At 51.9% G+C, this 19,207-nt stretch carries 21 protein-coding genes and 2 tRNA genes; 11 read left to right on the top strand and 12 right to left on the bottom strand.

What is annotated here, in order from left to right; translation table 11 throughout:
- Nucleotides 1–56 precede the first annotated feature (56 nt).
- The 5 genes from leuB to LDL70_RS14475 form a co-directional block, all read right to left on the bottom strand.
- Entirely contained in the window at nt 57–1,169 is a 1,113-nt protein-coding gene (leuB, locus tag LDL70_RS14455) for a 3-isopropylmalate dehydrogenase (protein WP_075653806.1), read from the bottom strand.
- A 283-nt stretch (nt 1,170–1,452) separates the two neighbouring features.
- The gene (locus tag LDL70_RS14460; RefSeq protein ID WP_370637699.1) at nt 1,453–1,659 is read right to left on the bottom strand and encodes a Trm112 family protein; all 207 of its coding nucleotides are present in this window, start codon (nt 1,657–1,659) and stop codon (nt 1,453–1,455) included.
- Nucleotides 1,660–1,670: 11 nt separating this feature from the next.
- Nucleotides 1,671–2,369, bottom strand: a complete 699-nt coding sequence (locus tag LDL70_RS14465) for an LON peptidase substrate-binding domain-containing protein (protein ID WP_075653808.1) — start codon at nt 2,367–2,369, stop codon at nt 1,671–1,673.
- Nucleotides 2,370–2,442: 73 nt separating this feature from the next.
- Nucleotides 2,443–3,510: a thioredoxin gene (gene trxA, locus LDL70_RS14470; RefSeq protein WP_225685358.1), complete on the bottom strand. Its 1,068-nt coding sequence runs from the start codon at nt 3,508–3,510 to the stop codon at nt 2,443–2,445.
- Between the two features lie 140 nt (nt 3,511–3,650).
- Nucleotides 3,651–4,166 carry a prolyl-tRNA synthetase associated domain-containing protein gene (locus tag LDL70_RS14475; protein WP_075653812.1) on the bottom strand — a complete coding sequence of 172 codons (516 nt, stop codon included), beginning with the start codon at nt 4,164–4,166 and terminating at the stop codon, nt 3,651–3,653.
- A gap of 405 nt (nt 4,167–4,571) precedes the next feature.
- Here LDL70_RS14475 and LDL70_RS14480 point away from each other — a divergent pair.
- Together LDL70_RS14480 and LDL70_RS14485 are read left to right on the top strand one after the other, a co-directional pair.
- Nucleotides 4,572–4,646, top strand: a tRNA-Gly gene (locus LDL70_RS14480).
- Between the two features lie 202 nt (nt 4,647–4,848).
- A tRNA-Gly gene (locus tag LDL70_RS14485) sits at nt 4,849–4,923 on the top strand.
- 144 nt (nt 4,924–5,067) lie between these two features.
- Here LDL70_RS14485 and LDL70_RS14490 read toward each other — a convergent pair.
- Genes LDL70_RS14490 through LDL70_RS14505 form a run of 4 tightly spaced genes read right to left on the bottom strand, consistent with a single transcriptional unit; the run spans nt 5,068 to nt 8,589 of the window.
- On the bottom strand, nt 5,068–5,916 hold the full coding sequence (locus LDL70_RS14490) for a metal ABC transporter permease (RefSeq protein ID WP_225685359.1): 849 nt from the start codon (nt 5,914–5,916) through the stop codon (nt 5,068–5,070).
- Nucleotides 5,913–6,776, bottom strand: a complete 864-nt coding sequence (locus tag LDL70_RS14495) for a metal ABC transporter permease (protein ID WP_225685360.1) — start codon at nt 6,774–6,776, stop codon at nt 5,913–5,915. Before LDL70_RS14495 ends, LDL70_RS14490 begins: the two co-directional genes overlap by 4 nt.
- Nucleotides 6,776–7,669 carry a manganese/iron ABC transporter ATP-binding protein gene (locus LDL70_RS14500; protein WP_304651003.1) on the bottom strand — a complete coding sequence of 298 codons (894 nt, stop codon included), beginning with the start codon at nt 7,667–7,669 and terminating at the stop codon, nt 6,776–6,778. The genes LDL70_RS14495 and LDL70_RS14500 overlap by 1 nt, the downstream gene beginning before the upstream one ends.
- Nucleotides 7,669–8,589, bottom strand: coding sequence for a metal ABC transporter substrate-binding protein (locus LDL70_RS14505; protein ID WP_304651004.1), 921 nt, complete (start codon nt 8,587–8,589; stop codon nt 7,669–7,671). Before LDL70_RS14505 ends, LDL70_RS14500 begins: the two co-directional genes overlap by 1 nt.
- A gap of 143 nt (nt 8,590–8,732) precedes the next feature.
- On the opposite strand from LDL70_RS14505, the gene irrA reads away from it, so the two are divergent.
- From irrA to LDL70_RS14535, 6 genes are all read left to right on the top strand, one after another.
- Complete coding sequence (gene irrA, locus LDL70_RS14510; RefSeq protein WP_225685361.1) at nt 8,733–9,197, top strand: iron response transcriptional regulator IrrA; 465 nt, start codon at nt 8,733–8,735, stop codon at nt 9,195–9,197.
- Nucleotides 9,198–9,342: 145 nt separating this feature from the next.
- Nucleotides 9,343–10,191: a metallophosphoesterase gene (locus LDL70_RS14515; protein ID WP_225685362.1), complete on the top strand. Its 849-nt coding sequence runs from the start codon at nt 9,343–9,345 to the stop codon at nt 10,189–10,191.
- Entirely contained in the window at nt 10,191–11,384 is a 1,194-nt protein-coding gene (locus LDL70_RS14520) for an ABC transporter ATP-binding protein (protein WP_225685363.1), read from the top strand. Before LDL70_RS14515 ends, LDL70_RS14520 begins: the two co-directional genes overlap by 1 nt.
- Complete coding sequence (locus LDL70_RS14525) at nt 11,377–12,309, top strand: carbohydrate ABC transporter permease (RefSeq protein ID WP_225685364.1); 933 nt, start codon at nt 11,377–11,379, stop codon at nt 12,307–12,309. The genes LDL70_RS14520 and LDL70_RS14525 overlap by 8 nt, the downstream gene beginning before the upstream one ends.
- 12 nt (nt 12,310–12,321) lie before the next feature.
- On the top strand, nt 12,322–13,143 hold the full coding sequence (locus tag LDL70_RS14530) for a carbohydrate ABC transporter permease (RefSeq protein ID WP_075653830.1): 822 nt from the start codon (nt 12,322–12,324) through the stop codon (nt 13,141–13,143).
- A 53-nt stretch (nt 13,144–13,196) separates the two neighbouring features.
- Nucleotides 13,197–14,462 (top strand): ABC transporter substrate-binding protein, encoded by a 1,266-nt coding sequence (locus tag LDL70_RS14535; RefSeq protein WP_225685365.1) that lies wholly within the window; start codon nt 13,197–13,199, stop codon nt 14,460–14,462.
- Between the two features lie 31 nt (nt 14,463–14,493).
- Here LDL70_RS14535 and LDL70_RS14540 read toward each other — a convergent pair whose 3' ends face one another.
- A complete protein-coding gene (locus LDL70_RS14540) occupies nt 14,494–15,369 on the bottom strand; it encodes a DMT family transporter (RefSeq protein ID WP_225685366.1) in 876 nt (291 codons plus the stop codon).
- A 100-nt stretch (nt 15,370–15,469) separates the two neighbouring features.
- Between LDL70_RS14540 and LDL70_RS14545 the strand changes: the two genes are divergently transcribed.
- Nucleotides 15,470–15,970, top strand: a complete 501-nt coding sequence (locus tag LDL70_RS14545) for a YaiI/YqxD family protein (protein WP_225685367.1) — start codon at nt 15,470–15,472, stop codon at nt 15,968–15,970.
- An 8-nt stretch (nt 15,971–15,978) separates the two neighbouring features.
- Here the strand turns inward: LDL70_RS14545 and LDL70_RS14550 are convergent, their stop codons facing one another.
- Together LDL70_RS14550 and LDL70_RS14555 are read right to left on the bottom strand one after the other, a co-directional pair.
- Entirely contained in the window at nt 15,979–16,599 is a 621-nt protein-coding gene (locus LDL70_RS14550) for a LysE family translocator (RefSeq protein WP_151158891.1), read from the bottom strand.
- Between the two features lie 80 nt (nt 16,600–16,679).
- Entirely contained in the window at nt 16,680–17,393 is a 714-nt protein-coding gene (locus LDL70_RS14555; RefSeq protein WP_075653838.1) for a TlpA disulfide reductase family protein, read from the bottom strand.
- Between the two features lie 45 nt (nt 17,394–17,438).
- Here LDL70_RS14555 and argH point away from each other — a divergent pair, with 45 nt between their 5' ends.
- Nucleotides 17,439–18,839, top strand: coding sequence for an argininosuccinate lyase (argH, locus tag LDL70_RS14560; protein WP_225685368.1), 1,401 nt, complete (start codon nt 17,439–17,441; stop codon nt 18,837–18,839).
- 170 nt (nt 18,840–19,009) lie between these two features.
- Entirely contained in the window at nt 19,010–19,192 is a 183-nt protein-coding gene (locus LDL70_RS14565; RefSeq protein WP_022709648.1) for a lipoprotein, read from the top strand.
- Nucleotides 19,193–19,207 lie beyond the last annotated feature (15 nt).

Genomic DNA, 19,207 nt, shown 5'->3' on the forward strand with positions numbered 1-19,207 from the left:
CCGCCGGAGCAGCAATGCTCCGGCGTTTTTTTATGATCAATCGGTTATTATAGATGTTAAGCAGACAATGCTTTGAACTTGGCGAGAATTGCATCGCCCATTTCAACAGTGCCGACTTTCTTCGAGCCTTCCGACCAGATATCACCGGTACGGATACCATCATCCAGAACAGCAGCAATGGCAGCTTCCAGACGATCTGCTTCTTCAATCAGGTTGAAAGAATAACGCAGGCACATTGCGAAAGAAGCAATCATTGCAATCGGGTTGGCAATGCCTTTGCCAGCAATATCCGGTGCCGAACCATGTACCGGCTCATACAGCGCTTTGCGTTTGCCGGTTGTTGCATCCGGTGCACCGAGCGAAGCGGATGGCAGCATACCAAGTGAACCGGTCAGCATAGCAGCAACATCAGACAGCATATCACCGAACAGATTGTCGGTTACGATCACGTCGAACTGTTTCGGCCAGCGTACCAGCTGCATACCACCGGCATCCGCCAGCATATGCTCAAGCTGCACATCAGCATATTTCGCTTTATGGGTTGCGGTGACAACTTCGTTCCACAACACGCCGGATTTCATCACATTGCGCTTTTCCATCGAGGTGACTTTGTTGCCGCGTGTCCGCGCCAGTTCAAAAGCCACACCGGCAATGCGCTCGATTTCATAGGTTTCATAAACCTGTGTATCGATACCGCGCTTCTGACCATTGCCCAGATCAATGATTTCTTTAGGCTCACCGAAATACACACCGCCGGTCAGTTCGCGAACGATCAGAATGTCCAGACCTTCAACGACTTCCGGACGCAGCGACGAGGCATCAGCCAGTGCCGGATAGCAGATTGCAGGGCGCAGATTGGCAAACAGCGCCAGATCTTTACGCAGACGCAGCAGACCAGCTTCCGGACGCACTTCATAAGGCACGCTGTCCCATTTCGGGCCACCAACAGCACCAAACAACACGGCATCAGCGGCGAGCGCTTTTTCCATATCGCCTTCTGAAATCGCCTGACCATGGGCATCATAGGCGGAACCGCCCACAAGACCTTCCTCTGTCTCGAAGCCGAGGCCTTTTTCTTCATTCAGATAAGTGATGATTTTGCGGACTTCCGCCATTGACTCAGGGCCGATGCCGTCGCCGGGCAGAAGAAACAGTTTTCTGGTCGCCATAATGCCATGCCTTTTTTCAGATCGCCGGACGGTCCGTTCCCGCCAGCGATCTTCTTTAAATTCAGAGCACCCTGCCCCCGCAATTAATCTCAAAGGCAAAGCGCTCACGCGAAAAATTCGCGTTATTCATAGCCCAAAATCTCAGAGAGGGGGAAGTGTCAAACGCAAGATTTGACTCATATTTTTGCGATTCTCGCAATAATCCTAAACGGCATGCAGCCATGGATAAAAATACTTCCGCCTGCTTTGCCGCTTAGACGCTTATCGCTTTGAGAGATGTATTTTAATCTAAAGAGCGGGCTTCCGATGCCAGCAGAATCGGTATGCCTTCCCGCACCGGATAGGCCAGTTTTGCCTTTTTAGAAATCAGCTCACTGTGCTCGCGGTCATAATCCAGCACGCCCTTGGTCAGAGGGCAAACCAGCAATTCAAGCATTTTCGGATCGATCTGCTTTATACTATCCTGATCATGCATACTTGTCAGACCCATATATTCTCAGGCTATTGCAAGCCTGAACCATAATCATCGCCGTTGCGTACCAGAGCAATTTCAGTAATCGCAACCAAAGTTTCCGCACGGGTTTTCAGATCAGGCGCTTCCAGCAAAGCCTGTTTTTCCGCCTCACCAAAAGGCGACATCATTGACAGCGCATTGACCAGTGTTTCATTGCCTGCCTTGGCAATGCTTTCCCAATCCGCCTCAAGACCATTAGCTTCGAGATAATCGCGGAAAGCCTGCAACAGCGCTTCACGATCAACCTCTTTTTCGCCCTGCTCTTCTTCAAGATCCTGCAGATAAGGCGTGATCCGCGCCATACGGAACGGATGCGGCACCGGCAGTTCTTCCTCCAGCCGGAAGCGGCAAATGCCCTGCAATGTAATCAGTACACGGCCATCACCGGTTTCGGTATAGGAGGTGATCCGTCCGAGACAGCCAACTGCACTCAATTCCGGCCTGTCCGTACCTTTGGCAGCGCCTTCTTTATCTTGCACCGCAACACCATTGACGATTTGCGGCTGGATAATCCCGATCACACGGTCACCGGCCAAAGCCTCATCAACCATCACCAGATAACGCGGTTCAAAAATATTCAGAGGCATTTGCCCGCGGGGTAAAAGCAGACCGGCTACCAGCGGAAATACAGGAATCACTTCCGGTAAGTCTGACGCTTTTCGGTAATGGACATTGCCCGCCTGCATAAATTCACCTCACATCTCAATACCGGATTACTGTTCCGGTATTGTATCATAATTTAACAATCGTGCCCGCTGCTCAGGAGAATAGCAGCGACGACAATTTACGGCGACCGTGCAAAGTTGCCGGATCTTTAAAGCCCCATGCTTCAAAGAATTGCAGCAATTGCTTCCGCGCACCATCATCATTCCATGTACGATCCGCTTTCATAATCGCCAGAAGACCGTCAGCGGCTTCCTCACGCTTATCCAGCGCATTGGCAATCATCGCCAGATCAAAACGTGCCTGATGGTCGTCCGGATTGGCAGCCAGTCGTGCCTGCAACTCAGCAGGATTGCCAAGATGCGCAACCTGATCTGCCAAAGCGAGACGCGCCTCAACGGCGCGGATTTTCGCGTCGTCTTTCTGTTTGTCCGGCACCTGTGCAAGCACTTCCCGTGCTTTTTCAAGCTCACCGAGATCAAACAGACATCCGGCCAGACCGGCAAGAGCAATCACATTATCCGGCACATTCTGCAAAACCGCTGCATAAATCTGTGCGGCCTGATCCGGTTCGCCATGCTCCTGCATTTCCTGTGCAGCAGTCAGTGCCTCTTCAATCGCAGCCTGAGGGCCGCTTTTTGCACCGGCGCTTTTGGCAACCTTATCAATAAATTCTTTGATTTTGCTTTCCGGCAAAGCACCCATGAAACCGTCAACCGGCTGACCATTGACGAAAGCAATCACGGCTGGGATCGACTGAATACCCAATTGTCCGGCAATGACCGGATGGTCATCAATATTCATTTTCACCAGCTTGACCGTGCCCTGCGCAGCATTGACAGCGCTTTCAATCAGCGGTGTCAACTGACGGCACGGACCGCACCACGGCGCCCAGAAGTCCACCAGCACCGGCTGATTGCGGGACTCACTGATAACATCCGCTGCAAAGCCCGCAGTCGTTGTATCTTTAATCAAACCGGCTGCGGAATCAGAACTGCCAAAACCCGCCAGCGATGACAGCGCACCGGCACTGTCTTCAGCCTCTGCGGGGGCTGCAGTTTCAGCGGACGTATTATAGGTCACGCTGGTATTACCCTGACCGGAGGCTTGGCCATAAGTTGCCCCGTAAGGGTTACCACTATAAGGATTATTAGCGCTGTTCATTGTCGTCCCTTAATCCGTTCTTCCCGTAGCCATATTACATCATAAATTCAGCTGACTGCGAGCCATGCTGTAATTATGGCAGAATATAATATCTCTGCCATGTTAATTCGGAATTTTCAGCGGCGCTTTCAAGCCCCGTTTTAAGCCGGAGCTGTTTCTGCAGTGCTGACAGACACTATACGCGCTTCATGTCCGGTGGCTTCCAGAAACTTCAGCAAATCATCACGGTGAATCGAGGTCGTCGCCTCATTGGTCAACGGATGCGCATTGATAATTTCATGACGCATCAATGCTTCGTCCAGAATGATGCTGACCTGATGGTGCGTATCATTAATCGCACCGAATGCAGATACGGCACCCGGTATAAGCCCCAGATATTCCATCAACTTTTCCGGTTTACCGAAAGAGACCTTACTGGCAGCACCGATCAGCGTATGAATGGTCTTGAGATCAACAACCGCATCTTCTTCAACAGTCACAAGGAAGAAATTATCTTTCTTGTCTTTCAGAAAAAGATTTTTGGTATGGCCACCGGCAATTTCCCCGCGCAAGTTCTGAGAATCGGCAACTGTAAACAGAGGCGGATGCGTAACGGTTTGTACCTTGATCCCGAGCGTATCGAGATAATCATGCAAATCAGCAGTGGTTTTTGGCATTTTTGTCTTCTCCTCCAAAGCAGGCTGCATATCTCTTACAAGACAAGCATAAAAAGCTGCAAGAAAACGACAAAGATATGCGTTTGAAACAAAAATGCCGCCGCTTTCGCGACAACAGCCTCAAATTGACAACAGCCTCAAATTAATGACTGCACCATGCTTCGACTCATTTATTTGCGCTCAAAATATCCTGCTCGCAGGGCTCAAGATCGAATCATTACAAGGATTTATGCACCTTAAAACGGTGCTTCCCGATATATCAGGCCATCCAGCCGTGCGAAAAATGCCTGTATTCAGGGCTTATGGAATTATACACAAAACTGTTTGAAGTTTTTGCAGATTTCCTGTTGCAAATCACTCAGGCTTTTGCCATATAGCGCAGGCCTAACCAACAAACTGGCGCGAGCGGGTGTAGCTCAGGGGTAGAGCACAACCTTGCCAAGGTTGGGGTCGAGGGTTCGAATCCCTTCGCCCGCTCCAGTTTGGTTAGACTTCAAAAGCCGCGCAACAGCGCGGCTTTTTGCTTTTCTGGTTCAATTTCCCCGCATTATTGCCAAGACAAAGCCACCTCTCCGTTTCGTCTTAAATCCTTTAAAAAAATTACAGATTTTTGCATTTTTCCTGTTGCAAATCACTCAGGCTTTTGCCATATAGCGCAGGCCTAACCAACAAACTGGCGCGAGCGGGTGTAGCTCAGGGGTAGAGCACAACCTTGCCAAGGTTGGGGTCGAGGGTTCGAATCCCTTCGCCCGCTCCAGTTTGGTTAAGCCTTCAAAAGCCGCGCACTGCGCGGCTTTTTGCTTTTCAGATTTCCGCTGCAATATAATTTTCAGCTCAAAAAATATGGCGCCGCACTCACATGCGACGCCTTGCCTGCAGAGAATCGTTTTCTTGCATGAAGTTAAGAGGAGAAAACCTGTCTCTCTGTACGGGCAACACGACGGCGCGCAATAATAAACGCCGCAATAAACATCAATGTCATCAGCAGAACGATTGTCGGTGCCGGTGCGCTGTCGATAAAGAAGCTGGCATAAACACCAAGTCCTGACGCAGCGACTGCCACAACAACCGCAACAACCAGCATGGAACTGAAATTGCGTGTCAGCAGGAAGGCAATTGCCCCCGGTGCAATCAAAATCGCAATGGCCAGAATGATACCGACCGCTTTCAAAGCACCGACAATGGTCAGCGAGAGGATAGCCAGCAGACCATAATGCAGCAATCTGACTGGCAACCCCACAGCTCGTGCCTGTGCCGGATCAAAAGCATGTAGCAGCAGATCGCGCCATTTCAGCACCAGCAATGCAGTCACAATCACAGCAATGATCGCTGTTTCAATCATATCCTGCTTGCCAATACCAAGAATATCTCCGAACAGAATGTGATCCAGATGCACATCAGACTGCACCTTCACATACATCACCAGTCCGAGACCAAACATACCGGAGAAGACAACGCCCATAATGGTATCTTGTTTGATCCGGCTGTTTTCTTTCAGAAAACCGGTTGCCAGTGCACAGAACATCCCGGCCACGAAAGCGCCGATCGCCAGCGGAATATTAATGATATAGGCCAGCACCACACCCGGTAGCACCGCATGGGAAACCGCATCCCCCATCAGCGACCAGCCTTTAAGCACCAGAAAACACGATAATAATGCGGCCGGTATCGCGATCAGCATGGCAATGACCATAGCATTGACCATGAATTCAAAGCGAAACGGCATCATCAGAGTTTCAAACAGGCTCATGACTGCACCTCTATTTTGAGAGTTTCAGCTGCCCGACGTCTTGCCGCCAGCATGCCGTGCTTCGGCGCGAAGAAAAACGCTGCCAGAAAGATCAGCGTCTGCATCACAACAATAATCCCGCCGGTCGCACCATCGAGAAAATAGCTGATATAAGCGCCGGTAAAACTGGTGAGCGTTCCGATGGTCACAGCAATCGTCAGCAAACGCGGAAAGCGATCTGTCAGCAGATAGGCTGTTGCACCGGGGGTCACCACCATAGAGATCACCAGAAATGCACCCACTGTCTGCATTGCCGCAACGGTACAGGCCGACAACAGCGTGAAGAAAATCACTTTCAGCACAGTCGGGTTCAAACCGATAGAACGGGCATGACTTTCATCAAAGAAAGTCACCATCAGGTCTTTCCAGATGAACAGCAGCACGACCAGCGATACAAAACCGATAATCGCCAGCTGCAGCGTATCCGCCGGTGTAATCGCCAGAATATTGCCCAGTACAATGGTCTGAATGCTGACTGCGGTTGGCTTCAACGACACCATAAATAAGCCAAGACCAAAGAAGGATGTGAAAATCAGGCCGATAATCGCATCTTCTTTCAGCTTGGTACGTTCATTGAGAAACAGCATCGCTGCCGCAGCCAGACCGCCGGAGAAGAAAGCACCGATCGCAAAAGGCAGGCCAAGCATATAAGCCCCCGCCACACCCGGCACGATAGAATGAGACAAAGCATCGCCGATCAGTGACCAGCCTTTGAGCATCAGATAGCCGGACAGGAATGCGCACACCCCGCCGACCAGCGCCGAAACCCACATGGCATTGATCATATATTGATAGGAGAACGGCTCAAGCAGCAGTTCCATTACTCTGCTCCCTTACCGTGACCATCCTGATACAAGACCAGCGGCCGCTCATCATCGGTCAGAATATTCACCGGATGCGCTTTGCCTTTATCAGTATCATTGAGCACGAAATGGCGCAGAACACCGCCGAAAGTTTTCTCAAGATTGGCCTGCGTGAAGATGGTTTCCGTAGCGCCATAGGCCAGAACCGTGCGGTTCAGCAGCACTGTGCGATCACAGAATTCCGGAACACTGCCGAGATTATGGGTCGAGACAAACATCACCCGCCCCTCATCGCGCAGATCACGCAGGAGTTTGATAATCGCTTCTTCGGTTTTGACATCCACACCGGTAAACGGCTCATCCAGCAGAATGACTTTGCCATCCTGTGCCAAAGCACGCGCCAGAAAGACACGTTTTTTCTGACCGCCGGAGAGTTCACCGATCTGACGCTTACGGAAGTCACTCATGCTGACCCGTGCCAGTGCATCCGTCACCGCCTGATAATCGGCAGGTTTCGCACGGCGCATCATACCCATATGACCGTAGCGCCCCATCATCACCACATCTTCAACGAGAACCGGAAAATTCCAGTCCACATCTTCCGACTGCGGAACATAGGCAACGAGATTGCTCTTGAGTGCCTGCTTCACCGGCAGGCCGAGAATGCGGATATCGCCCTTCGCCAGCCGTACAAAGCCCATCAGCGCTTTAAACAAAGTGGATTTACCGGAACCGTTCACACCCACCAGAGCAGTGATTGTACCGGTCGGAATTTCAAAACTCGCATCACGCAGGGCCGTATGGCCATTGCGATAGGTTACTGTCGCCCCACTGACCATAAGCCCTGCTCCCGCATCGGATGATGCGGGAGACAGAGATGCCTTTGGGAGGGCATTAAGCGGGGCATTCATTATTTTGCGTCTCCGGATTTAAGACCCTTCGCAATCGTGTCAGTTGTCACACGAAGCAGGTCGAGATAGGTCGGCACAGCACCGTCCGGCTCTGAAAGCGAGTCCACATACAGAACACCCCCGTAATTCGCACCGGTTTCAGAAGCCACCTGCTGGGCAGGTGCCGGAGAGATCGTGCTTTCAGAGAAAACCACGGTGATATTGTTCTTGCGAACGGCATCAATCACTTTGCGAACCTGCTGTGGTGTGCCTTGCTGATCGGCATTGATCGGCCAAAGATAAAGCTCTTTCAGGTTGAGGTCGCGTGCCAGATAGCTGAAGGCACCTTCACTGGTCACCAGCCAGCGCTTGTCTTCCGGAATATCTTTCAGCTCATCCTTGATCGGATCAATCAGTGCCTTGAGTTTGGCCTTATAGGTTTCAGCATTGGCTTTATAGATTTCCGCATTTTCCGGATCGTGTTTCACGAAAGCATCGCGGATATTATCGACATAAATCATACCTGCAGACGGGGACATCCAGGCATGCGGATTAGGCTTGCCGCTATACGGACCTTCAGTAATGCCCATCGGCTCAACACCTTCAGACACAACAACGCTTGGTACATCTTTCAGGTGCTGAAAGAATTTTTCAAACCAGCGCTCAAGATTGAGGCCGTTCCAGAAAATCAGCTGCGCACCTTGCGCCTTCATAATATCACCCGGGGTCGGCTGATAATCGTGAATTTCCGCATCCGGTTTGGTGATGGATTCAACAATCGCAGCATCGCCTGCAACATTGCGTGCAATATCGGCGATCACCGTAAAGGTTGTCACTGCCTTGAATTTTTCCTTAGCCGCAGCAGGCACCACGACAAGCGCTGCAGAAAAAGCCGTACCAATAATACCGGCCAGCAGCACGCGCCTCATTTTGCTGAACATTCTCAACTCCTCAATCCATACCAGATTTTTTAATTGCAAATAGAAAATCCTAGTTGCAAATGATTGTCAATTGCACTCTTCGTAATGAGTCTGTAATAATTTTGCAAGTGAAAATCATTCGCAACTGAAGAGTGGGCTATGTCATGCTGAAAGTGCCTGAAAAATTACGTGCGCAATTGCGGTCGCAACGCCTGATGCAAATGCAGGATACGCCCCTTATCCGGCCAATTTTGCAGAAAGCCGGCCTGCGCCCGACCAAACAACGTCTGATTCTCGGACAATTTCTGCTCAGCGGACATCACCAGCATATTTCGGCCGATGATCTGCATTTGCTCGTGATGCATAGTGGTTTCAGCATGTCGCTGGCGACTGTCTATAATACGCTCAACCAGTTTGCTGAGGCTGGCCTGATCCGCAAAATATCTGTCAGCGGTCAACGCACATTTTTTGATACCAATGCCCATAATCATCAGCATTTTTATTTTGAGGATGAAGATCGGATGATTGATATCGGCGGAGCACAGCTGGCACTCACACCGCCACCTCAGGCACCGGCCGGTTATGCGATTACCAAAATCGATATTCTGGTCAGCCTTAAGAAAACCTAGACAGCATCCGATGTTACAATTGTGTCACCGGCCTGATGTCTGCCTGTCACCAACGCAGTGTAGTGAACGCGCAGTGGCGGTCTGTGTCCCCCGTTAGAAATACACATCCGCATCTTCTCTTCAAACTCTGTGAAGGAGCAGATCCATGCGGATTGTTCAGATTACCGATACTCATCTCAGCCCGTCCAAAGCCCATTTCACTAAAAACTGGCAACCTCTCGCCGAATGGCTGGAAGAGGTTCAGCCGGATCTCGTCATCCATACCGGCGATCTGGCTGTCGATGGTGCGGATTTTGATGATGATCTGACCTTCTGTGCTGACCTGCTCGGCGAGCTGAATATGCCGGTGCTTTGTGTGCCCGGCAATCATGATGTCGGCCATCTGCCCTCCTCCCTCCAGCCGGTTAATGATGAACGTCTGGAGCGCTGGCGCGATCTCGTCGGCCCTGACCGCTGGGTGCATGACCAGTCCGGCTGGCGTCTCATCGGTCTCAACAGTTTGCTGATCGGCAGCGGCCATGCGGAGGAAGAAGAGCAATTTCAATGGTTAGAAGACACGTTGAACGGTGCCGATGGCAAACCTGTTGCAATCTTTGCCCATAAACCGCTTTTCGTGGATAGTCCTGATGAAGGTGACAGCGGTTATTGGGGTGCCTCCCCGAAAGATCGCAAACGCCTTCTCGATCTGTTCAATGCGTACAATGTCCGCCTTTATGCCAGTGGTCACCTGCACCGCGCATGGGCTGGCCATCATCAGGGCATTTCTCTGATCTGGGGGCCTTCCTCCGGCTTTATCGTCGGCCCGATGGAACGCGATCTGCCGGGTGAGCGTATTGTCGGTGCTGTGATCCATACGCTGAGCGATACAGTCCACAGCGAGATCACCGAACTGACGCAGTTGCGTCCTTATTTGCTAGATGATGTGGTGCATGAAGTGTACCCGTCGAGCCACACTGCCGCCATTACCAGTGCCGATGCAACGGAGCAGGCATAATGGCGCATTTCGCACTGAAAAATATCTCCAAATCTTTCGGCGATCAGCACATTCTCAAAGATGTGACGATTGAAGCCGAAGACGGTGAATTCATTGCACTGGTCGGGCCTTCCGGTTGCGGCAAAAGCACTATCCTGCGTATTGCCGCCGGTTTGGAACATGCCGATGACGGTACAATCTGGCTGAGTGAGCGTAATATCACTGCCGCCCATCCCTCCGACCGCAATATCGCAATGGTATTTCAGTCCTATGCGCTCTATCCGCATCTGACCACGCAGGAGAATATCGCCGTACCGCTGGCCATGCGTGATCTGACCATGACAGAACGTCTGCCGCTGATCGGCAACTGGATGCCGGGTCAGGCGGCAAAACGTGCCGCCATTCAGCAACAGGTGCAGGCAACTGCACAGAGCCTGAAAATCGACCATCTGCTCGACCGCAAACCTGCGCAAATGTCCGGCGGTCAGCGCCAGCGTGTCGCGCTTGCCCGTGCCATGGTACGTCAGCCACAGGTCTTCCTGATGGATGAACCGCTCTCCAATCTCGATGCCAATTTGCGTGTGCATACCCGTGCCGAGATTGTCGATCTGCATCGCCGCGCCGGTGTGCCAAGCCTCTATGTGACCCATGACCAGTCCGAAGCACTGAGCATGGCCGACCGTGTTGCTGTGATGATCGGTGGCCACCTGCTGCAAATCGATACACCGTCCGAGATTTACAATAATCCGCGTCATATCGAAGTTGCCCGCTTCATCGGCAGCCCGAAAATCAATGTGCTGAGCGCCCGCGCCAGCGATCAGGGCATTATTCATTTTGCCGGCAAAGCAATTTTAAGCGAAGTTGACATTCACGCCGGTTCTGCACTCAGCGTAGCTATCCGCCCTGAGGATCTGCAAATCCGCCGTACCCATGAAAAACCTGCGGACAGGGCCATCTCAGCCACAGTAGCGCGTATTGAATTTCTTGGCTCTGAAGCTCTTGTCTATCTCAATGCTCCGGGTGCTCAGGAATTACTGACTGCACGATGCAGTCCGGCCATGGCAGCGGATCTGCAACCGGATATGCAACCGGATATGCCGGTTTTTCTGACTTTTGATCCGCATAAAGCACTGTTGTTTGATACCGAAGGGCAGCGCCTGCGCAAACTTTCCCATACAGTTTCAAGCCGCATTAAGGCAGACAGCCATGTCTGATATTGCGCAAAGCTTCTCTCCGGTGATGACAGCGCGTGAGGCTGCCAATGCTGCCCGCAAACGTGAAGAGCGTCTGGCATGGAAGCTGATGGCACCGGCTGTGTCGCTGGTACTTCTGTTCATTTTACTGCCGACCTTGGCGGTGTTTTATCTCAGTTTCACCAATTTTGAACTGGGATATACGGATTATCAGTTCGTCGGCTTAGAAAATTATATTGAACTTTTCAAAGACCGCACCTTCCGCATTTCTCTGCAAAATACCGCACTCTATACGCTGATCGTCACTCCGCTTTCCGTTTTTCTCGGATTAGGTGCAGCTCTGCTGATTGAGAGTGAAACACGAGGCAAAGCCTTTTTCCGCACAGTTTATTTCCTGCCTGTTGCCTCGCTGCTCGTGGCCATGGCCACTGTCTGGCAATATCTGCTACATCCGACAATGGGGCCGGTCAATGCCATGCTTGGCCTGTTGGGCATCGACGGGCCAAACTGGCTCGGCAGTTCTTCAACCGTGCTTCCAAGTCTTGCCATGATCGGCATCTGGCAATCTGTCGGCTTCAATATGGTGCTGTTTCTGGCTGGCCTTACCGCCATTCCGCGCGAACTATATGCTGCTGCCGAAATGGACGGTGCAAAAAGCGCATGGGAGCGTTTCCGGCTGGTAACATGGCCACTGCTCGGCCCCACCACACTTTTTGTTCTCACTATCAGCGTCATCAATTCCGTCAAAGTCTTTGAATCGGTCAAAACCCTCACACAGGGCGGGCCGAACAAAGCCTCGGAAGTGCTGCTGCATACGATCTATCAGGAAGGCTTCGTGTTCCTGCGTGTCGGCTATGCCTCGGCCATGACCGTTATTTTTCTCATGGTGCTGATCGTGATGATGTTGTTGCAATATCGCGCGCTTGACCGCCGCGTGCATTACTAAGAGGCGGAAATCATGTCAGTCTTACGTTTTACCCGCCTTGGGATTTTGTCTCTCGGTGCGATGCTGTTCCTTGCACCCTATATCTGGATGCTTTCTACCGCAGCCAAATCCCAGTCCGATATTTTCTCCTCATCGCTCAGCCTCATTCCACAGAACTGGGCGCTGATCGAAAATGTCACCAAGGCCTTTTCCCGTGTGCCGATGGGGCAATTGCTGCTCAACGGCGTTCTGGTCTGCGCACTCATTCTGGTGGTTCAGGTTATCATCGCTATCCCTTGCGCCTATGCTATGGCCAAGCTGCGCTTTCGTGCGGCACAGGTGATGATGAGCGCGGTGATGCTTGGCCTTTTGGTGCCGATCCATGCCACGGCTCTGCCTTTCTATTTGGGTTTTGAGCGTACAGGCCTGCTGAATACCTATTTCGCCATCAGCGCACCATTCTTCATCTCGGTGTTCGGCATCTTCCTGTTTCTGCAGTTTTTTCGGTCGATGCCGGATGATCTGATTAATGCCGCCCGCCTTGACGGTATGTCGGAAACTGGCATTGTCGCCCGTGTTATTGTGCCGAATGCATGGCCTGCGATTACTGCTTTTTCGATCTTTTCCGTGGTTGCACACTGGAATGATTTGTTCTGGCCGCTGATTGTTGTCACCAATATGGACATGGCCACACCACCTCTGGGGCTGCTGTATTTCCGCGCTGCCGAAGCCGGTGATGACTATGGCGCACTGATGGCTGCCACGCTGATTATCACCCTTCCCCTCGTTCTTGCTTTTCTTGCAGCGCAACGCCGCTTCATTGAGGGCATTACCATGACCGGCCTCAAAGGCTGATCGCAACCTCACGTCTGTAACGCTCTTCCTCCCAAACATTTACGGAGCCTGTAATGACATTCTTCTCCCGTACTCTGACCGCTGCGGCCCTTTTTTCCGGTCTGTGCAGCACAGCTCTGGCTGAAACCACGCTTAATGTGCATTATCCTATGCCGGGCTTTTTTCAGGACGTGATGGCCAATATTTCCAAGAAATTCACGGAAGAAAATCCGGATATCAAAATCCATTTCGTCAATCCTTCCGCGACCTATGAAGACGGCATTCAGCTGATTATGCGTCAGAATGGCACCGCTGAGTTGCCGGACATCACCTTTACCGGCCTGAACCGCCTGCGCATTTTAAGTGAACGCAATATCGGCCTTGATCTGAAACCGCTGGTCGAGAAAGAAACTGATTTTGAAACGCAGGGTTTCACTCCGACCATTCTGAACCTTGCCAAAGTCGGTGACCGTCAGGTTGGTCTGGCTTTCGCAACTTCCAATCCGATCATGTATTACAATGCGGACCTGTTTAAAAAAGTCGGAGAGAACCCGGATACGCCTCCGGCAACATGGGATGATGTCATCCGCATCGGCGGCAAGATCAAAGCGCTCGGCAACGGTGTTCAGGGTATTGATTTCCGCTGGCAGGGTGATGACTGGATGTTCTCAGCGCTGTTATTCGGTGCCGGCGGCCGGATGCTTTCAGAGGATGAAAAACAGGTCGCATTCAGCGGTGCTGAAGGTGAAGCGGCTTTCAAACTGCTCGACCGCATGGTCAAAGAAGGCGGCCTGCCGGACTTTACCAAAGAAGCCGGTGAACAGGCCTTTGCTGCAGGCAATGTCGGCTTTGCTTTCCAGACAACCGGCGGCCTGCGCAATACAATCAAGAATGTTGGCGACAAATTCGATATGCGTACCGCTAAAATCCCGCTGCTTAATCCGGAAAAAGGCCGCCTGCCAACCGGTGGTAATGCGGTTGTTATCCTGACATCGGACGATGCGAAAATTGAAGCCGCATGGAAATTTGCCAAATTTGCTGCCGGTCCTTACGGCGCATCGGTCGTTGTGCCGGGCACCGGCTATGTGCCAAATAATGAATTGGCTGCAAAATCGGATGAATATCTCGGCAAATTCTATGACGAAAACCCGCTGTTCAAAGCCGGCCTGAGTCAAATGAATATCATGATCCCTTGGTATGCTTTCCCCGGTTCGAACGGCGTGAAAGTAACCCAGACCATCGTTGATAATCTGTCCCGCGTTGTTGAACAGAAGGCCACACCGGAAGAAGCCCTTGCCGATGCGGCCGATGAAGTGAAAAAGCTGCTGCCGCGCCGCTAATCACATCAGAATAATAATCAGACCGGCGGCTTTAAGCTGCCGGTTGTTTCTTCTGTAAAGTTGCCAGCGCCACACCAAATGTGGTCAGCACCATACCGGCAATCTGCACCAGCGTCAGCGTTTCTCCAAACAGCAAATAGGCCATAATCGCCGCTGTTCCCGGTACCAGATAGAAGAACGATGCGACTTTTGATACTTCGCCCTGCCCGATCAGGATCAGCAGCAGCAAGATCGCACCGATTGACAGAACCAGCACCAGCCAGAGCATTGCAAACAGCAATTCCGGCGACCAGATCACCGTCTGCGTTTCGAAAGTCAGCGACAACAAGCCGGTCAGAATACCTGCAGCGATATATTGCACGGTCGTACCGGTTCTCAGGTCAATTTTCACCGCAAAGCGTTTTTGCCATACCGTGCCGATACTGATCGCCATCACAGCTGCCAGCGCCGCGCTCAAAGTCGCCGGATTAATCCCACCGGAACTCAAAGAAAACTTCGGCGCAACTACCAGCGCCACACCACAAAAGCCGATCAGTAGTCCCAACCATTGTCGTGGTAACACGGTCTCTCGCAAGAAGAGTGCGGCAATCAACGTGGTAATCAACGGCTGCAAGCCGGAAACCAGCGCCGTCATCCCCGCAGGCAAACCATGGCGCACTGCCCAGAACACACCGGAAAGATAAATCCCGTGAATGAGACAGCCGACAATCGCGGCGTTCACAAGCCCGCGTTTGTCAGGCCAGCGGGCACCGGTTACCAGTGCCCAGACCGCCAGAATAATAGCAGCAATGAAAAACCGTGCGGTCATAAACCAGAACGGCTCGGCATAGGGCATAGCAAGCCCCGCACCGATAAAACCGGTTGCCCAGAGAAAGACGAATAAAGCAGGGAAATATTTGACTGGCATGATCTGTTCCACGAACTATACAACCGGCTTATCCCTGCCGCCCTGCCTCGCCAAGCGTTAAACGCTTGCCATTCACATTTGGCTTTGCCATGAAGCATGAATGACACACTCCGATGAAAACAAAACCATCTGCATTTATGTCGATGCCGATGCCTGTCCGGTTAAAAACGAGACCTATAAAGTTGCTGAGCGCCATGGCATCAGAACCTTTGTCGTCGCCAACAGCTTTATCGCTATTCCGCGTGATGAACCGCTGATTGAACGGGTGATCGTCCCTGCCGGTCTGGATGTGGCCGATGACTGGATTGCCGAGCGGTCGCGTGCCGGTGCCATTGTTATCACGGCAGATATCCCGCTGGCACATCGTGCTGTCACTGCCGGAGCTGTTGCGCTTGCACCGGACGGCCGCCTGTTCAGTGCGGCCAATATCGGCAATATTCTTGCCACCCGCAATCTGATGGATGAGCTGCGTTCCGCCAATCCGGTTTCATCAGGCCAATTCGGCGGTTCAAAGCCGTTTTCAGCCCGCGACCGCTCCGCATTTCTCTCAGCGCTGGACCTCGCAATTGTGCGGTTAAAGCGTGACGGTTTCACCGCATAACAAAAAAATTACGAAGAGCGCATTGTTGCCGTTGCCACACCGGCACCGATCAGCAATGTGCCGCCGGTACGGTTGAAAGCACGCAAAATCCGCGGGCTTTTAAACAGTGTGCGCGCACGATGCGCTGCAAAAGCGTAGAGAAACGCATTGCTGAAAGACAGCACCAGAAATGTGGCTTCAAAAATCAGCATCTGCGTCCAGAAATCGCCATGCCGGTCAAGAAACTGCGGCAGGAAAGCCACGAAAAACGTAATGCTTTTCGGGTTGAGAGATGTCACCAGCCATGCATGCGCCAGCATTTTCACAGGTGATACATCGGCATCCCGCGCCTCTGCCTGCATTGTAGCACCTGAACGGAATAATTTTATACCAAGCCAGATCAGATAGGCAGCACCAAGCCATTTCACGATTGTAAATATTGTGGCAGAGGCCGCAAGCAATGCACCGATGCCGAGCATCGACAATGTCATAGCCGTAAAATCACCAAGCGCTACACCGGCCGCCATCGGCATGGCAGTGCGCCAGCCCTGCCCCAAGGCATAGGAAACCACCAATAAAATTGTTGGCCCCGGTATCACCAGCAAAACAATTGATGCAGCCGTAAAGGCAAGCCAGACATCCAGCCCCATAGAAAATCTCCCTTAAGATCTTCAGCAGAGCAGAAAACCCAAATCCTGTAAAATCACATTATACAGGATTTGGCGACCAATCAGTTACGCAGGCTCTTAGCTGTATTCACCAGATTAACAGCATCCTGCCCCGCCCAGTGTGCGGGACCGTTCATTGCCGCAATCTGACAACCGGTTTCATCAATCAGCAAAGTTACAGGCAAACCAAAAGCCAAACCTCTGCGTTTCAGATCATTAAAAACAGTCAGACTGGCATCACGGTAAAAGCCGAGCTTCTCAACGCCGATTTCATTGAGAAAATTCTTCGGCTTGGAAATATCGCCGGTATCGATATTCAGCGCTACCACTTCAAAATCATCACTGCCCTGCTCGGCCTGCAATTTATCCAGCGCTGGCATTTCCTCACGGCACGGCGCGCACCAGCTCGCCCAGAGATTAACCAGCAGGGTCTTGCCCTTCATATCGCCGATGGTGGTTTTTGATCCGTCTGGGGCATCAAATTGCAGATGTGTCAGCAAAGCTGGCTTATCCGATGGCTGCATTCCGGCAACTTCACCGGTTGCAGCAGCGGAGAGTTTAGCTAACTGCTCCTGATTTAACGCACATTTTGCATCCTCTGCGCCGCCTGCTGCGGCATTACTGGCCGTATTCTCTGTCGGAACAACATTGCCAGAAGGCGGTTCCATCACGTATACCGCAAGGGCACCGGCCAGAAGTCCGGCAATACCGGCGAACAAAATCATCTTCGGGCTGATTGCGCTTTTTGGTTTTGTCTCTTTATTATCTTCGGCCATAATATCGTTCTTTTACTTCACAGTTCCGGCTCAGGGCATAAGCGCATGACGACAGAAAAATCCAGTAACCAGATGTGGGGTGGCCGTTTCGCCTCAGGACCCTCTGCCATCATGGAAGAGATTAATGCTTCGATCGGTTATGACCGCAAACTCTATGCTCAGGACATTGCCGGATCGCTGGCGCATGCTGCCATGCTTGCCAAGACCGGCATTATCTCTGCAGATGATCACAAACAGATCTCCGATGGTCTCAATACCATATTAGCCGAGATCGAAAATGGCAAATTTACCTTCTCGCGCAAGCTTGAAGATATTCATATGAATGTGGAAGCCCGTCTGGCTGATCTGATCGGCGCTCCGGCCGGTCGTCTGCATACTGCCCGTTCGCGCAACGATCAGGTGGCGCTGGATTTCCGTCTCTGGGTCAAAACTGAGCTGGAAAAAACTGCTGCTTCGCTGAAAATTCTGATCGAAGCCTTTCTCATCCGTGCGGAAGAACATGCAGCAACGGTGATGCCGGGCTTCACCCATTTGCAGACTGCACAGCCGGTGACTTTCGGCCATCATTGCATGGCCTATGTGGAAATGTTTGGCCGTGATCTCTCCCGCGTGCGCGATGCGATTGAGCGTATGAATGAATCTCCGCTCGGTGCCGCAGCACTGGCCGGTACCGGCTTCCCGATTGACCGCCACATGACTGCCGAAGCGCTTGGTTTCCGCGAACCGACCCGCAATTCGATCGACAGCGTTTCCGACCGCGACTATGCGCTGGAATTCCTGTCGATTGCTTCGATCTGCGCAACCCATCTGTCGCGTCTGGCCGAAGAAATTGTGATCTGGTCAACCTCGCAGTTCAATTTCATCCGCCTGTCCGATGCTTTCTCCACCGGCTCTTCGATCATGCCGCAGAAGAAAAATCCGGATGCCGCAGAACTGGTGCGCGCCAAGACCGGCCGTATCACCGGCTCGCTTGTCGGCCTGCTGATGGTGATGAAAGGCCTGCCTCTGGCCTATTCCAAAGATATGCAGGAAGACAAAGAAGCGGTTTTTGATGCTGCTGAATCCATCGAACTGGCACTGGCTGCGATGAGCGGTATGGTTTCCGATCTGACTGTGATTGAAGCCTCGATGAAAAAGGCTGCCGGTTCCGGTTATTCCACGGCAACTGACCTCGCCGACTGGCTGGTGCGTGAGCTTGGTCTGCCATTCCGTGAAGCGCATCATGTGACAGGCCGTGCCGTTGCACTGGCAGAATCGAAGAAAGTCGATCTGTCTAAGCTGACACTGGAAGACATGCAGTCGATCCATCCGCAGATTAATGATGCAGTGTTCGGTTTCCTGACTGTGGATAAATCGGTAAAAAGCCGTCAGTCTTTCGGTGGCACCGCACCGCAGGAAGTGCGCCGCCAGATCAAATACTGGAAAAAACGCCTGATTAAGGCCTGATCCGCCTCGCTATACAACAGACCGGAGGCGGTTTATGCCTTCGGTCTGCATCCCTTCAAAGATTTGTGTTTGTCTCTGAACAGTTTGCGTTGTCCCGTAATTCAGCTAAAACTGTCAGCGAAAATTACTCACGGCTTTGCGGCCAAACACCAGTTTCAGGATATTTTTTGATGAATAGCCGCGTATTCATGACCTCTGTGATTATGCTTGTTGCCGTTGGCAGCATTGTATCCGGCTGCGGCCGCCGCGGCGCGCTGGAAGCCCCGCCGAATGCGACAGTGCATGATGACTGGCGCAAACCGGATAAAAAAGCTGTCGAAGAAAAACCATTTATTCTGGATAAGCTGATTTAAAGCGGGTCGCATTTC

Source organism: Pseudochrobactrum sp. XF203 (assembly GCF_020341615.1).
Classification (GTDB): Bacteria; Pseudomonadota; Alphaproteobacteria; order Rhizobiales; family Rhizobiaceae; genus Pseudochrobactrum; species Pseudochrobactrum saccharolyticum.